The following is a 15,338-nucleotide window of genomic DNA, read 5'->3' on the forward strand; positions in this document are numbered from 1 at the left end:
GAACACGTGATGTGTTCCCGGTTCAGAGGCTCTTGCCCGTCGGACGTGAAGTCCGCCGGTCATCCTGAACCCGGCTTTCCGATTCCCCCAAGCGGATACACAGCCGCCCTATGCGCTCCCGGGGAGATACAAAAGAACCCGGCCGTCCGGAGCGTCCCCGCATACCGCTGCGGTTTCAAGCCATAAGCAGCGGGCATACGAAGCCCCCAGAAAGAACGCTAAGTTCGTGCGGCAGCTTCTTCTCCGTAAGATCTGATACGGTTTTCCCTCAAGCATTCCGAACCACCGGACTTTTCGCTCCCCTTCCCGGCCGCCGGAATCCGTCTGCGCCGCTCCGGGTGCTCCATACCCCCGCCGGTTCCCGCATTCCCTACACTGGTACAGGCGTAAAGTCCTGGATGTGGTGAATATATTGCAGTAAAGTAGGGCGCCGGGCTGAGGGCTGCTGTTTCCGGAGGAGGCCCCCTGCCGCGGGCGCAAACCGCTTGAGGCCGGATCTTAGAACGGGTTACGGATCGTGGGGGAGAACCTGGCAGGGCCCGGAACACTGTTTGAGCCGTTTTCTGGCGAGTTTGTTCCGGGCCCTGCTAATAAAAGGTTCTCCCGCATGATCCGTTACCCGTTCTTAGATCCGGCCGAAGCGGTTAGCGCCCGCGGCAGGGGGCCTCCTCCGGAAACAGCAGCCCTCAGCCCGGCGCCCGGCCCTTCACATCATCCCAAATATGCCCAAAATAAACTCATAATCAGGGGAGAAATTATGGAAAAAGACCTATTGACATTTTGGAGGGGGAGTGATATTATTTTCATGTGATGAAAATAATTTCACAAAACACATTGCAAACCAAAATGGAGGAATTAAAATGAGAGCGATTCAGATGACAGAAGTAAAACATTTACAGCTGATTGAAACAGCGAAGCCTGCACCGGGCAGCGATGAAGTCCTGCTGAAAATTATGGCAGTCGGTATCTGCGGTTCCGATATTCCCAGAATCCTGCAGTTCGGTTCCCATGTACTTCCGATTATCCCTGGTCACGAATTCGCCGGAGAGATCGTTGAGATCGGATCTGAAGTCAATGGATGGGAGATCGGCGACAGAGCCTGCGCAGCTCCGTTACTTCCCTGCCACGAATGCGAGTGGTGCAAAAAGGGTGAGTATTCCCTCTGTGAAAAGTATAAATATTATGGTTCCAGAAACGATGGAGCGTTTGCGGAATATTTGGCGGTAAAAGCGGAGAACCTGGTGAAATTGTCCCAGGATACGCCTTTTGACTGGGGCGCAACCGTAGATCCCGCGGCCAACGCGATCCACGCGTTCTTAAGAGGAGATGTGACGCCGGAAGATTCCGTTTGCGTATTTGGTCTGGGAGCCATCGGCTTATTCGCGATCCAGTATGCGAAAGCGTTGGGAATCAAAACCATCGTTGCGGTGGATATCGACGATTCCAAACTGGAAAACGCAGTGGAGTGCGGCGCTACCTTTACGGTAAACTCTTTAAAGAACGACGCGGTGAAAGCGGTACTTGATCATACAAACGGAAAAGGCGTTACGGTTTCCTTTGATATGTCCGGCGCTCCGGTTGCGCAGCACAACGCGATCCTGGTTACCGGCAAGATGGGCAGAGTTGTTTTCCTTGGCATTTCCCATAAGGGACTGGAATTGTCCGAACAGGCTGTGGACAATATCTTAAGATATCAGCTGGCGATAAAGGGCAGCTGGAATTCCTTCTCCAATCCTTTCCCCGGAAAAGAATGGACCGAGGCGGCCAGACTGATGGGCGAGAAGAAATTGAATCCGGATCTGCTGATTTCCCACAAACTGCTGTTAGAGGATGTGCCGGATACATTCAAAAAGATCGATGAGAAATCTATCGTCTTTAATAAGATTATGTTCTATCCCAACGGTTTCTTAAAATAGAAGCGGACCATACGCTTGAGCGGATCGAGCGGATCGTAAGGATCGGAACGACTGATACATAAAAGGTATAGTTTACAGTGTCCCATTCATACACGCCTTCGGGCGGATTTGCAGCATTGGCTGCTCAATCTTGTATAACAATAAAAAATAAAAAGGAGATATCACCATGAATACAAATATCGCAAGTTATGTAGATCACACCATTTTGAAACCCCAGGCTACCACAGAGGACGTTAGAAAATTATGCGAGGAAGCAAAAAAGTACAGCTTTGCCTCCGTATGCATTAACCCGAAACATGTAAGTTTTGCTTATGACATATTAAAAGATACCACAGTTCAGGTTTGCACCGTGATCGGATTCCCTCTGGGAGCCAACACTTCCGAGATCAAAGCGCTGGAGGCTAAGAAGGCAGTGGAAGACGGAGCCGGCGAAGTGGATATGGTGATCGATATCGGCGCTGCCAAAGAGCATGATTACGCACGGGTCAAAGAAGATGTGGCTGCGGTAAGAGCGGCGGCGAAATCCCCCACGATCCTGAAAGTAATCATCGAGACCTGCCTGCTGACAGATGAGGAAAAGGTTGAAGTGTGCAAGGTTTGTAAGGAAGCGGGAGCTGATTTCGTGAAGACCTCCACCGGCTTCTCCACCGGCGGCGCTACAGTGGAAGATGTAGCCCTGATGTACAAAACCGTAGCACCGGAAGTGAAAGTAAAGGCATCCGGCGGTATCCGCAATAAAGAGGATGCGGACGCCATGATTAAAGCAGGCGCTTCCAGACTCGGAACCAGTGCCGGAATCAAGATCGTAGAAGGTTAATTTTATAATAGGAAATAAAAATACGCCTGAGGGTAGTGCAAAATGGAACATATTTCGCCGATCCTCAGGCGGCTTACCACTGTAAGGGATAGGATGCGGGAGTATACCCCGCGATTGGAGGAAAATTATGAAAGCATTTATTATGGATGAGGAACGCAAGCTCAAGATCAGCGAAATGCCGGAACCGGTGCAAAAAGACGATAATCTGATCATTCAGATTAAAGCGGCGTCTATCTGCGGTACGGATATGAGAACGTTCTTAAAGGGCAGCAGCAAGATCGCGGTTCCGCGTATACTGGGCCACGAGTGTGCCGGAGATATTATCTATGCCAGCCCCTATGCGAAAGAATTCGGCTGGAAAGAGGGGGACCGTGTCACGGTAGCTCCTGCGATCGGCTGCGGCGAGTGTTATCCGTGCAAATCCGGACATACCAATATGTGCGATCATCTGGAGACCATCGGCTTCCAGTATGAGGGGGTTTTCGCTCCGTACCTGGAGGTTCCGGCCAAAGCGATTCGGATGGGAAATGTCTTAAGGCTTCCCGATTCCATCGAATATGACGACGCTACCCTGATCGAGCCGGCGGCCTGCGCGTTAAACGGACAGAGCTATATGCATGTAAAGCCGGGGGATGATGTGGTGGTATACGGAAGCGGCATGATCGGCTGTCTGCACGCGGAACTGGCTCTTAGAAAAGGCGCCCGCAATGTCATCGTCGTGGAACCGGTGGAAAAACGCGGTAAGATCGCCATGGAAAAAGTACCGGGCGTAAAATGGATCAATCCGTTTACCCAGAACACCAAAGAAGAGGTTATTAAGCTGACGGACAACAAAGGGGCGGACGTGGTGATCACCGCCACCTCAGTGCCTTCCGTTCAGACGGAAGCACAGGAGATCGCAGCCAAGATGGGAAGAATCTCCCTGTTCGGCGGTCTTCCGGGCGAGAGCAAAGGCTTTATCGATTCGAACCTGATTCATTATAAAGAGCTTCAGATATGCGGAGTGCACGCGACGACTCCGGGATTTATGCAGCAGATCATGGATATGATGGAGGCTCATGAACTGGATGCGAAAAAATATATCGAGAAAATTGTCTCTCTGGATGATATCGAAGAGGGCTTTACATCCATCCGGGATGAGAATATTATGAAAGTAGTGATCCATCCGTAACAGCAACACACAGAATCCGTAAGAAAATACATAGATAAGGGAAGGGATTTTTATGGATAATTACATTATTGTGGATCTTGGGGCCAGCAATGGAAGAGTTATCGTAGCGAATTATGGGGATGACAAATTTGATTTTGACATTGTGTACCGGTTTGACAACGTGCCGGTGTTTGCAAATGAGGGAGAGTATTTTTGGGATATTTTAAGAATTCTCTCGGATGTCAAGGCAGGTATTCAGAAAGCGCTGAAAAAGTATCCGGATGCGCATTCCGTAGCCATCGATTCCTTTGGCTGTGATTTCGGTTTTATCGATGAGGAAGGCCGTCTCATGGGAAATCCTCTGCATTATCGGGATGAGAGCCAGCACCGGCTGTCCGCCGAGATGCATTCGATTCTGTCCGAGGAGGAGTTATTTGAGCTGTCGCAGGGACCTTGTAACCGGATTATGGGAATCTATAAGCTGTATTCCTTAAAGAAGAAGAACGCTTCCGAATACAGGTACGGCGCGCATCTGCTGATGATACCGGATCTTTTGAATTATTTTCTGACCGGCAAGGTGACCAATGAATTCACCAACGCCACCATGACCCTGATGGTGGACCAGAAGAACCGCTGCTGGGAGACCAAGATATGTGAAAAACTGGGACTCCGGTCCGACATCTTTACCAAACTTTCCGAACCCGGAACGCTTCTTGGGCCGATCAAGCCTTCGGTCTGTGAGGAACTGGGCATTAACCCGATCAATGTGGTAATACCCGCGACCCACGACACCGCGTCGGCCGTATCGGGAATCCCGGTGGTGGAAAATGATAAGACCTGGGGATTCGTAAGTCTGGGCACCTGGGCGCTGGCCGGACTGGAGCTGGACGGACCCATGACGGACCCGGCGGTAGTACCGCTGGAATTCGGAAATGAAGGCGGTGTGGCCGGCAAGAGCATGCTGCTTAAAAATATCAACGGCCTGTGGGTGATCCAGCAGTGCAGGAAGAAATGGAACCACGACGCAGGAAGAGAGATCTCCTGGGACGAAATCGTAAAAGAAGCCCAGGCGGCCGATGATCTGAACTGTGTATTTGACGTGGACGAAGGACCCTTTGGCGAATTCCAGCCGGATATGCCCGGAATGATCCAAAAATACTGCCGGGAAACCTACCAGGACGTTCCGCAGACCCTGGGGGAAGTGGCGCGTTGTGCCTATAAGAGCCTGGCGCTGACTATCCGGAAGAATTTTGAAGCTGTGACCAATGTGACCGGCGATAAGCTTGAGCTTCTCCAGCTGGTGGGCGGAGGCACTCAGAATCATATGCTGTGCCAGTGGATCGCGGACGCTATGGGTATCCCGGCGGTCTGCGGACCCACCGAGACTACGGCTGTCGGAAACCTGATCTTCCAGCTGATCGCGGATCAGAAAATTAAGGATGTGGAAGAAGGGCGCGCGCTGTGCGCAAATTCCAGCGAGCTGTATCACTGTGCCCCCGCAGACAGGGAATACTGGGATAATCAGTATAAATGTTATTTAAAAATACTGGAAAGAAGAAAATTGTGATACAATACCAGAAGTAGAGCCGCAGCAAGTGCGGCACTGGAGGAAATGGTACCACCATACCTGAAATAGAGCCGCAGCAAGTGCGGCACTGGAGGAAATGGTTTACACCATACCTGAAATAGAGCCGCAGCAAGTGCGGTACTGGAGGAAATTATGGACAGGATAGAGAACCTGATAGAAAATCTGAACCACGCTCAACGGGAAGTACGGCTTCAGGCGGTCCGGGATTTAAAGCAGGCGGTAGATCACGGGGATATCCCCAGTGTGCCGAGGCAGGATGAATGCAATAACCATGTGCATTCCCAATATTCTTTTTCTCCCTACAGCCCTTCTAAAATAGCTTGGAAGGCTTACACGGTAGGCTTGACCACCTGCGGAATCGTAGACCATGAATCTGTGGCCGGCTGTCTGGAATTCAAAGAGGCCTGCGCAATTCTGGGCGTGATACCTACGGTAGGTTTTGAAGTGCGCTTAAATTGGGATAATACGCCGCTGAAGGGAAAGAAGTTCAATAATCCGGATCAGCTGTCCGTGGGATATTTTCCGGTACACGGAGTTCCCATCAGCTCGCTTGGGAAGATCGAGGAATTCCTGGTTCCGATCCGGGAGGCCCGCGAGATCAGAAACCGGGCGATGGTGAAAAAAGTCGATGCAATCTTAAGCAATTACGGTATGAATCTGGATTTTGACGCCCATGTCATCCCGGTATCCCGCTGGAAGGAAAAGGGTACGATCACCGAACGGCATCTTTTGTTCGCCACCGGCCAGCGGATGATTGAGAAATATGGCAGGGGACAGGCGCTTGTGGATTTCCTGGAGAAGAAACTGGAGATCCCGTTGTCCGGGAAGGTGAAGGAGTATCTGCTGGATACAGCCAGCCCGATTTATGATTATGACCTGACGAATCTTTTAAAAGGATTTTTCTCGGAAAATATGTATGTACCGGCTAACGCGCAGGAGACGCCGGACGTGGAAAAGACGATCCCGTTTTTGAATTCTCTGGGATGTATACCGACCTATACATATCTGGGCGATGTCCGGGGAGAATCCGTTACCGGAGATAAGAAAACTCAGAAGTTCGAGGATGATATCCTGGATGATCTGTTCAAATACGTCTCCGAGTACGGGATGCAGGGATTCAGCTACGCACCCAGCCGGAACAGCGAGGACCAGGTAAAGCGGGTTCGTGATCTGTGCGCCCGTTATAATATGCTGGAGGTCTGCGGGGAGGATATCAATCAGCCGCGCCAGCCGTTTATCAACACCACGCTGACCGCGGAAGAAAAGAAATATTTTGACGATGTGGCCTGGGCGATCATCGGGCATGAAAAGGTGGCCGACGGTGCGCTGGAAAGGGGCATTCTCTCCGAAGAAACCAAGCGCAGATATCCGTCCGTCCAGGAGAGAATCCGGGTTTTCAGGGAATATGTCACAAATAGCGAGGGCTGAAAGCATTCCCTTGAAATAAAAAAACAGAGTAACAAAATGGGATGTGCAACGGGGGTATTACATGGATACGAATAATTCGGTACAGCTTTACCGGGTGTTGAAAAAGTATTTTTTACTCAGGATGAATCAAAAAGAGATTGCCCAGAGCGAGAATCTTTCCAATGCGACCATATCCAGAATGATCAACAAAGCGGTCGACATGGGATATGTCAGCTATACCCTGAATCTGCCGGTGATCACGCAGTTTGATCTGGAGCAGGAGATCAAGGAGAAATATCATCTGGAATATGTTTCCGTGGCCCATGTGGATATTGAGGAGCCGAATATTATCGCCCGGGATGTATCGTTAGCGGTCGCAGAATATCTGAATCAGATCGTACGGGACGGTGACATTATCGGCCTGTCCTGGGGAAATACGCTGGCACGGGTGGCGGAGAATCTGCGCCCAAAAAATGTGTCCGATGTAACCTTCGTGGGATTAAACGGCGGCGTATCCAGAAATGCCACCAGCACGGGAGCTGAAAATGTCCTGGCCAAGTTCGCAAAGAATTACCACACGGTGGGATACAGCCTTCCGGTACCGTCCTTTGTGGACAATTCCAAGATCGCGGAAGCCTTAAAAAGTGATTCCAAGATCAGGGAAATATTCGAGCTGATCCACCGGGCGAATATCCTGTTGTTCAGTGTCGGGAAAATCAGAGAGGATTCTGTGCTGATCCAGTCCGGATATTTTACCGAACAGGATTATAAGAACCTGAAAGAAGAGGGGTACGTGGGTGATATCTGTTCCCGCTATTTCAAACAGGACGGAACCCATCTAGATAATGAACTGTATAACCGCGTTATCGGCATCAGCCTGGAGGAGGTAAAGCAGAAGGACAAACGGATCTGCGTGGTTATGGATGAGGACAAAGTAAAAGGACTGAAGGGAGCGCTGGCCGGCGGATACATCAACTGCCTGTTCCTGGATGAAAAATCGGCCCGCAAGCTGTTGGAAGAAATGTGACGGCCCAAGGGCGGAAAATCTGATCAAATAACATAGTTGAGGACTGAATCCTGTGTAGCACAGGGCTCAGTCCTTCTTTTATTCTGATGGAAAGGACTAAAATAGTATTTATTCCAGTAAGTTAAGGCCGTAAGTTCTAAAACCATGTGCGGCTATATTTGACAGATACAGGGCGAAGTATTAGGATTAAAAGAAATAGAGCCGGGCTCATTTGGCAGATAAGGCACAGAACGACAAATGAAGTTTGTGAGGGTAAGCGTACAATTGGAGGCAAAAATGAAAAAACAGAAAGGGAATAATCCCGCTGTGAAATATAAAACAAAAAGACATCGCCGGCTGCGCTCTAAAAATCTTGTTTCGGCTGCGGCTATCTTTATATTGACATTCGCTTTCTGGATTCTGGCCGCCAGGGAGAGCGAAACCTTTGACCCGCTGTACGCGTCTATCGAGGAAGATCCCAGTTACCGGGACGGGGTCTTTTATATCTATGATATCAAGGATTATACCCGTTTCGACGGTTACATAAACCGGGCCAGAAAAGTAGAGAAGGAGAATAATGAGGCAGTTGCGGTGGATGTGGAGCTGATGGCGGATATTAATTTTGTGGAGGATAGAGGATATGGCTCTTTCATCGGGCATCCGTACATACGTCAGAGTATGCTCAGATACGGAGGGGTTTTCGAGGGGAACGGCCATACGATTACTTGGCATGAGAACGCCGGAAACGGGATGTTTGTCTGTGTGGACAGAAAGGCAGTCATCCGCAATCTGACGCTTAAGACGGATCCCATCGTCTGGGAGATGGATGAGTATGGTGTCGGGATCTTGTGTATGGTCAACTATGGTACGCTTGAGAATATTACGGTGGAAGGGCGGATCGAGGGGACGCAGTGCTATGTGGGCGGTATCGCCGGGATTAACCGGGGCACCATCAAGGACTGCGAGAATCGGGCGGAGGTATTCTTAAGCGGCATTGGTGATTATGGGGCGGGCGGCATCGCCGGTCTGAACAAATGCAAGGTACTGAAAGGGGAAGACGAGCAGAATCCGGTACCCGCTATTATAAAGAACTGCGTAAATACCGGGAAAGTGGAGGCGCCCTGGGAGGCCGGAGGAATCTGTGCTTATAACGACTGCGCGTTTATCTACGACTGCGGAAATGAGGGAACGGTGACGGCGCAGTATCAGAAGGCTTACATTTATCCGGACCATCCGGACTGGTATGAGTATGCACAGGTGGCAGGCATCTGCGGACATATGGGATGGAATTCCATTGAGAATTGTTATAATACCGGGAAAATCAGTATACTGGAAGAGGGCATACAGGCGACCCATGGCATCGCCGGAGATACGCTTGACTGGGTATGTACGGTCAGCGGCTGTGTCAGTCTGAAAGGGACGGCCACGGGACGGATGAGACATGAGAGCGTTATGGAGCTTGAGGAAGAAGAGTTCCGACGCTGGAAGGATAATCCTGCCGGTATTCCCTATAGGGCGAATAATTGGCAGTTTGACTTGGAAGAGGCGAGGGAGAAGCTTTCGCTGGCCCCGCTGGCGGTGTCGGAATCGCCGTTGACGAGGAATCAGGCGGGGGTCTATCTGTGTGAAGAGTTCTGCCTTCGGGCTCCGGAAGGGTTCTCGATCTCAGAGGTGTCCCCCTTTGCGCTTTGCATGGAAGCGGAACCGGCATCGGATCAGATGGAGGCGGAACCGGCCGGGGCCCAGGATCAAAATGGCTGGCAGATGTGGCTTCTGCGGCTCCCGGAAGGACAGACGGATATCAATGATGATCTGGATGAAAACGGATGGATTACAAAGGATACGGTCCATGAGTTGTGGCTTGGAATTTCCGGCGCCCATTGGCTGCACCCGAGTTTCAGCTGGGAAGCGGACTGCCACGTGGAGCGCACCTATGCCACTCAGGGAACTAGGATCATCGATCCGAAAAACTGCCTGGTGCATTACAGGGACGATATTCTGGCGCAGGCGGCTGTCGGTGAGAATGGGGAGATGATCGATAATGTGGTCGCGGTTCCGATCAGCGGCAACATGGAAGATGGGTATCAGGTGAAATGGCTTCTGCTGTTTACAAATAAGAATAATAATTATCGGCCACCGCTTTATTTTGTAAAGGACGCATTGAGCGGTTTTGTATATCTGCCCTGTCAGATTACGGCGGCCGAAGGGGACAGCCTCTATTCTATTGCGAAAGATCTCACCGGAGAGGGAAGCCGTTATGCTAAGCTGGCTGCATATAACCAGTTGGACGTGAGAGAGCCGCTTAGAATCGGCCAGATACTCCGAATCCCGGAGGAGTGGCTTGCGGACATACCGTAACAGCCTCCTATTAATATAGAAGGGAACATAACTTGGAAGTCAGGGTTATCATACAAGGGATCGTGACCAATCCCAATATGGTAGATAAGGTAAAGAGGTCGGAGGCATGCTCCGTCCTCTTTTCGCTGCTTTTGGAGAAAAATATTACACTGGAAGCCATCGGTACGGACATGGCGATCACCAGGGAATAGGTGAGGGTCTGATCCAGATGCAGAGGGACCAATAGCGCGATGACCACCAGAGGGAAAAGGATCATACGGATACAGCTGATCCAGAGAACCCGGGGTTTGCGAAACAGAGACAACAGATTGCCCTGCGCCAGATAGATACCGGATACGATCATGGCCAGCGGGGTATTCATTCCTGCGATAAATTCAATCGATTTCCGGATGGGAGAGGGAAAAGTTAACCTCATCAGATACATAGCCATACCCAAAAACACACAGATAATCATAGGATTGATAAACAGCCGGATTTTTTGACGAATACCGCCATGATTGTCATCAGACATGAGTGAGATCCCATAGGTCCAGACAAACAGTTGAAAGGCGATGACACAGGTATTGTTATAAAACAGCCCCAGATTCCCGTACAGGCTCAGCATGATCGGTGCCGCCATAAAGCCTGAGTTAGTAAAGATAATGCCGAAGCGTTCCACCGGGAGAAGATGGCGGTTCGCGCCTAAGCGGGCGATATGGGAAATGAGAATCGCCAGTGCGTGGAATAGGGAGGCGGCCAGGAGCCCGATGATAAAATTATGAATATAATCCCTGCTGTATTCCATGGAAAAGGAGGAGAGTACCAGCAGGGGATTTACCACATATTGTACCAGATTGGTCAGCTGCAGATTGGTCTGTCTGGAAATCAGACGGATCTTGTATAGCAGTATGCCGACTCCGATCAGCAGAGTCATTACCAGAACCTGGTTAAAAACAATGCGTCCGATCTCCATAGGCGCCACCGTCAGACTCTGGTTATCCCGAAGATATTGGGGGCGAAGGATTTAAGATGCACCAGCTTGTTTTCCGCGATGTGCTGCTGCATTATCTTTTCCGCAGCGTCAGCATCCTGTGCGGTCAGCGCCTGGACCAGAGTTTCGTGCTGATGGTGGGAACGGGCGATATTGGACGGATTGACGCTGATCAGATTCGTAATCCGCTCTATCTGCCCGGATATCTGCGAGTACAGCTTTTGCAGTATCAGATTGTGGCTGGCTTCGATCAATGTGTGGTGGAAGACAATATCGGAACAGGTGAGTGAATGATAATCCTGTGCCGAGATCTGCTGGGCCATTTCCGCGCATAGCTGCCGCATGAATTTAAGCTGAGGCGGATATATCATGATCGCTGCCTGTCTGGCTGCAAAGCGTTCCAGATATTCCCGTACCTCGTAAAGCTGCGTGATGCTCTCATAGGTGATATCCGAAACCAGATAACCCTTCGAGGGAATGGACACGACCAGTCCCTCGCTGATCAGGGCCTGAATCGCCTCCCGGATGGGTGTGCGGCTGCTGTTGAGTTCTGCGGATAATTGCTTTTCACTGAGCACAGAACCGGGAAGCAGGCGGCGGCAGATAATCTGTTCTTTCAGGTAGTGATACGCCTGTTCCCGCTTTGACTGCTGTACAGTCTCGTTTATTAAAAATTCCATAGGCAATCCTTTCTGTATGCCTCTGATGTATTCTGTCAGGCTGACTCATGAAAACCCTTTTGGAGGGACCGCACAGCGGCGGCAAGGAAGATGCCGTTTGCGCGGTCCGCCGCCCTAGGTCTTATTTTATTTCTTTGTATTCTTTTTCATGGTCAATCTCTTTGTATCCTCTTGACTCCAGGGCGTAGCCTGCTTCCCGCAGGGATGCTTTTGTATAGATCCAGAGCATAACCAAGGGCTCGTCAAATGGATTATAGAACCAATGCTCCACGCCTTTGGGAGCGAAGATCGTATCTCCGGCGCGCTGCTCGGTCTCAATATCGCCCACACCGCCGATTCCTTTGCCGGAAAGGATATACATGATCTCCTCACAGCCGACATGGGAGTGCTTCTTATGTAGGGAAGTGCGGGGAGCGAAGGAACAGATACCAAAGGTCAGTTCCTCGGAGGGCGCCGGGGTCTGCCCGTCAACCAGGATCAGGCGCTCGGCTCCGATCAGATCCGGGATCGGGAAATTCTGGCCGTCTTCCTTGGTAATCAGGTAGGGGGACTCTTTTCTGCGCTGCTCCATTTCCTCCGGAGTGAGACTTAATGCATCTTTGTTCATTTCTTCTGACATAGTAAAAACCTCCTCAAAATTATAAATGTATTTTAGGTATACAGATTGAATACTAATGGTATACCACAAGCGTAATATAACATATACATTACTAAAATGCAAGAGAAAATTTTTGTGGCGGACCATTTTTGTAGTGGAAGCGGTCAAGGCTGAATAGGCAAGCCGGACCGTATGTATCCCATTCCCCCTACAACTGTCCGGCCATATTCATTATGACGGGAACAGATGATAATAAATGTTCTTACGGTTTAAAAAATATACAAAAAAGAGTAGGAAAAATAATATAAAATAGACAAAATGATGTGAACGTGAAAAAAAGTCTTGATAGTTGTAAGGGGTTATGCTAAGATACACACATGGAATACCAATGGAATACCAATGAAATATTAACTGTAGACACAAAAGCACAACCTGTGAACGGGACAGGAAAAGACGATTTAAGATGTTGACGCAAAGGAGGTAGGAACAATGGAAAAAATGAAGGCGGTCGTCTCCAGGGGGGCCAATGAGTATTCGATCGAGACGGTGGATATTCCGCGGCCGGGGTATGGAGAGGTGCTGTGCAGAGTGCGCTCGGTAGCCATCTGCGGTTCGGATCCGGGATTATTTCACGGGAAATATGAGGAAAGAAGCTGGCCGCCGGCGTATCCATTTATTTTCGGACATGAATGGGCCGGAGAAGTAGTGGAGCTGGGCGAGGGCGTTGCGAATCTGAAGGTTGGGGACCGGGTGGCAGGCGAAGCACACAGCGGGTGCGGAATCTGTGAAAATTGCAGGCAGGGTTTTTATACTTTGTGCCTCAATTATGGAAAGAACGAAAGCGGTCACCGGCATTACGGATTTACCTCAAATGGAGCTTACGCGGAATATGGAGTATTTACGGAAAAGTCCTGTGAAGTGATGCCGGATCAAGTCAGTTTTGATGAGGCTACCATGTGTGACACCGGGGGCGTGGCGCTCCAGAGCCTGCGCATTGCCAATGTGGCGTCCTGTGAGACGGTAGTGGTCTACGGGCCGGGGCCGATCGGAAATCTGGCCATGCAGATCGCCAGGACGAAAGGCGCGGCCGCGATCATGGTCGGCAGAGGCCACAGGCTGGAGATCGCTAAGAAAAGCGGCGCGGATTATGTGGTAAATTACGAAGCGTGCGATCCGGTGGAAGAAGTACGCAAGATAACGAATGGCCGGGGGGCGGATGTGGCCATCGAGGCGGCCGGCACACAGGCTTCGGTACATAATGCCATAAAAAGCGTCAAGAAAAACGGAAGGGTTTCCCTGATCGCTTTGACAAAAGAAAAAGACATCTATGTACCGGTGAACGACATCGTCTGTGATCAGATCCGGGTAAACGGCTCCAGGGCAAATCCCAATGTGTCAAAGGAGGTTTTGCAGCTTTTGGAGCAGGGGAAGATCGATACCAAACATTTGATTACCCATACCTTTGACCTGGAAGAGATCCGGCACGCAATCGAGGTATTTGAAAACCGTATGGATGGGGCAATGAAGGTGGTAATCCACCCATAAAGGTGGTATTTCCCTAAGTGGAGAAGCAAACGTTACTATATAAGGTGAAAATTAAGGAGGATTTAAAATGATGAAGAAAAACGTTCGAAGAGCAGCAGCGGTAGCCATGATGATGGCCATGATTCTGTCCGGCTGCGGAAAATCAGAGGAAAGCGCTGCGCCGGCAGCTGCCGATGCAGCGCCTGAGACAAAAGAAACAGCGGCTCCGGAGGAAACCGCCGCACAGGCTCCCGAGACAGGAGACGCGGCGGACCAGGATCTCAGCGGAAAGCGCGCCGTACTGTTAGTTAAGAAATTAAGCAGCAGCTACTGGACGGAGCTAGAAGCAGCCGCCAAAGATAAATGTGAAGAGTACGGATGGACCATGGAAACGCTCTGTCCGGTAACCGCGGACAGCAATGAAGAACAGATCCAGCTTCTGGAACAGTCTCTTTTAGACCCGCCGGATGTATATCTGCTGGCGCCGGCGGATTCGGAGGGAATTACTCCGGCGATCGAGAAGATCAACGAGGCAGGGGTTCCGATTATTAACCTGGCGACCAAGATCACCGGAGAAGGCCTGGAATATGTCACTTTTGTTGGCGTAGAATATTATGATATTGCCACCAGCGCAGCGGAAGCTTTGGTAGATCTGTTAGGAGGGGAAGGCAGTGTACTTATTCTGGAGGGGACGACCGGTTCCCAGACAAGCACGGATATCAAAGCCGGGGCCGATGACGTATTTGCCAAAAACAGCGGTATCACAGTGCTTGACAGCCAGCCTGCCAATTATCAGCGTCAGGAGGCACTGACGGTAACCCAGAACCTGCTTCAGAAATATCCCGAAGTGGACGCAATCTTTGCTTCCAACGGAGAGATGGCTTTGGGAGCGGCGGAAGCCGTGCGCCAGGCCGGCAGGGACGGAATAAAGATCTGCGCCCTGAACTGTTCCGAAGAACTGGTACAGGCCATCGCGGATGGCAAGATCGCGTTTACCGCGGACGATGTTTCCTGGAAGATGGGCGAACAGGCATCTGTGGCGGCCATAGATTATTTTAAAGGTGTAACCATGGAAAAGGAGAGAATGCAGGACGCGGTCATCGTAAACGAAGACAACCTGAGTGAATATAAAGCAAAATACGGAATTCAGTAAGAGATAAGATTTCAACATACAAAATTCTATCAGATGGAAATCTCATAAATAACGGGATGCTCAGCGAAGCTGCCCGGGATACAGGCTTTGCTTTTTCTTTCACAGGAAGGTGCGTTAAGGATGCGCGTCCTGTCATTAAACATGCGGTGTGGTACGTCAGCCAATGAAAAA

12 protein-coding genes are annotated in these 15,338 nt (G+C 50.4%); 9 read left to right on the forward strand and 3 right to left on the reverse strand.

The annotated features are described in order from the left end of the window. The first annotated feature begins 860 nt into the window (after nt 1-860). From KTH89_RS21620 to KTH89_RS21650, 7 genes are all read left to right on the forward strand, one after another. Entirely contained in the window at nt 861-1,916 is a 1,056-nt protein-coding gene (locus KTH89_RS21620; RefSeq protein WP_158347050.1) for a galactitol-1-phosphate 5-dehydrogenase, read from the forward strand. Between the two features lie 166 nt (nt 1,917-2,082). After that, the gene (gene deoC, locus KTH89_RS21625; protein WP_158347049.1) at nt 2,083-2,733 is read left to right on the forward strand and encodes a deoxyribose-phosphate aldolase; all 651 of its coding nucleotides are present in this window, start codon (nt 2,083-2,085) and stop codon (nt 2,731-2,733) included. A 127-nt stretch (nt 2,734-2,860) separates the two neighbouring features. Continuing rightward, nucleotides 2,861-3,904, forward strand: a complete 1,044-nt coding sequence (locus tag KTH89_RS21630) for an alcohol dehydrogenase catalytic domain-containing protein (protein WP_238723065.1) — start codon at nt 2,861-2,863, stop codon at nt 3,902-3,904. A gap of 52 nt (nt 3,905-3,956) precedes the next feature. Then, nucleotides 3,957-5,450: a rhamnulokinase gene (locus KTH89_RS21635; protein ID WP_158347047.1), complete on the forward strand. Its 1,494-nt coding sequence runs from the start codon at nt 3,957-3,959 to the stop codon at nt 5,448-5,450. 153 nt (nt 5,451-5,603) lie between these two features. Next, on the forward strand, nt 5,604-6,899 hold the full coding sequence (locus KTH89_RS21640) for a PHP domain-containing protein (protein WP_238723066.1): 1,296 nt from the start codon (nt 5,604-5,606) through the stop codon (nt 6,897-6,899). A 61-nt stretch (nt 6,900-6,960) separates the two neighbouring features. Continuing rightward, the gene (locus tag KTH89_RS21645; RefSeq protein ID WP_158347045.1) at nt 6,961-7,905 is read left to right on the forward strand and encodes a sugar-binding transcriptional regulator; all 945 of its coding nucleotides are present in this window, start codon (nt 6,961-6,963) and stop codon (nt 7,903-7,905) included. A 276-nt stretch (nt 7,906-8,181) separates the two neighbouring features. Beyond that, on the forward strand, nt 8,182-10,242 hold the full coding sequence (locus KTH89_RS21650) for a LysM peptidoglycan-binding domain-containing protein (protein WP_238723067.1): 2,061 nt from the start codon (nt 8,182-8,184) through the stop codon (nt 10,240-10,242). 10 nt (nt 10,243-10,252) lie between these two features. Here KTH89_RS21650 and KTH89_RS21655 read toward each other — a convergent pair whose 3' ends face one another. The 3 genes from KTH89_RS21655 to KTH89_RS21665 all read right to left on the reverse strand — a co-directional run bounded on the left by KTH89_RS21655 (nt 10,253) and on the right by KTH89_RS21665 (nt 12,511). Then, on the reverse strand, nt 10,253-11,194 hold the full coding sequence (locus tag KTH89_RS21655) for an AEC family transporter (RefSeq protein ID WP_238723068.1): 942 nt from the start codon (nt 11,192-11,194) through the stop codon (nt 10,253-10,255). 11 nt (nt 11,195-11,205) lie between these two features. Beyond that, nucleotides 11,206-11,892: a GntR family transcriptional regulator gene (locus KTH89_RS21660; RefSeq protein WP_238723069.1), complete on the reverse strand. Its 687-nt coding sequence runs from the start codon at nt 11,890-11,892 to the stop codon at nt 11,206-11,208. Nucleotides 11,893-12,013: 121 nt separating this feature from the next. Continuing rightward, nucleotides 12,014-12,511, reverse strand: a complete 498-nt coding sequence (locus KTH89_RS21665) for a cupin domain-containing protein (RefSeq protein WP_238723070.1) — start codon at nt 12,509-12,511, stop codon at nt 12,014-12,016. 468 nt (nt 12,512-12,979) lie between these two features. Here KTH89_RS21665 and KTH89_RS21670 point away from each other — a divergent pair, with 468 nt between their 5' ends. Then, nucleotides 12,980-14,035 (forward strand): zinc-dependent alcohol dehydrogenase, encoded by a 1,056-nt coding sequence (locus KTH89_RS21670; protein ID WP_238723071.1) that lies wholly within the window; start codon nt 12,980-12,982, stop codon nt 14,033-14,035. A 67-nt stretch (nt 14,036-14,102) separates the two neighbouring features. Next, nucleotides 14,103-15,167: a sugar ABC transporter substrate-binding protein gene (locus KTH89_RS21675; protein ID WP_238723072.1), complete on the forward strand. Its 1,065-nt coding sequence runs from the start codon at nt 14,103-14,105 to the stop codon at nt 15,165-15,167. The last annotated feature ends 171 nt before the right edge of the window (nt 15,168-15,338 follow it).

The sequence above is a fragment of the Diplocloster agilis genome (genome assembly GCF_019042275.1).
GTDB classification, from domain to species: Bacteria; Bacillota; Clostridia; order Lachnospirales; family Lachnospiraceae; genus Diplocloster; species Diplocloster agilis.

What these genes read in the sequence shown, in the direction of transcription:
- deoC (WP_158347049.1), top strand. Translation starts at nt 2,083, where the DNA reads ATGAATACAAATATCGCAAGTTATGTAGATCACACCATTTTGAAACCC.
- KTH89_RS21650 (WP_238723067.1), top strand. Translation starts at nt 8,182, where the DNA reads ATGAAAAAACAGAAAGGGAATAATCCCGCTGTGAAATATAAAACAAAA.
- KTH89_RS21660 (WP_238723069.1), bottom strand. Translation starts at nt 11,892, where the DNA reads ATGGAATTTTTAATAAACGAGACTGTACAGCAGTCAAAGCGGGAACAG.
- KTH89_RS21640 (WP_238723066.1), top strand. Translation starts at nt 5,604, where the DNA reads ATGGACAGGATAGAGAACCTGATAGAAAATCTGAACCACGCTCAACGG.
- KTH89_RS21630 (WP_238723065.1), top strand. Translation starts at nt 2,861, where the DNA reads ATGAAAGCATTTATTATGGATGAGGAACGCAAGCTCAAGATCAGCGAA.
- KTH89_RS21665 (WP_238723070.1), bottom strand. Translation starts at nt 12,511, where the DNA reads ATGTCAGAAGAAATGAACAAAGATGCATTAAGTCTCACTCCGGAGGAA.
- KTH89_RS21670 (WP_238723071.1), top strand. Translation starts at nt 12,980, where the DNA reads ATGGAAAAAATGAAGGCGGTCGTCTCCAGGGGGGCCAATGAGTATTCG.
- KTH89_RS21645 (WP_158347045.1), top strand. Translation starts at nt 6,961, where the DNA reads ATGGATACGAATAATTCGGTACAGCTTTACCGGGTGTTGAAAAAGTAT.
- KTH89_RS21675 (WP_238723072.1), top strand. Translation starts at nt 14,103, where the DNA reads ATGATGAAGAAAAACGTTCGAAGAGCAGCAGCGGTAGCCATGATGATG.
- KTH89_RS21635 (WP_158347047.1), top strand. Translation starts at nt 3,957, where the DNA reads ATGGATAATTACATTATTGTGGATCTTGGGGCCAGCAATGGAAGAGTT.
- KTH89_RS21620 (WP_158347050.1), top strand. Translation starts at nt 861, where the DNA reads ATGAGAGCGATTCAGATGACAGAAGTAAAACATTTACAGCTGATTGAA.
- KTH89_RS21655 (WP_238723068.1), bottom strand. Translation starts at nt 11,194, where the DNA reads ATGGAGATCGGACGCATTGTTTTTAACCAGGTTCTGGTAATGACTCTG.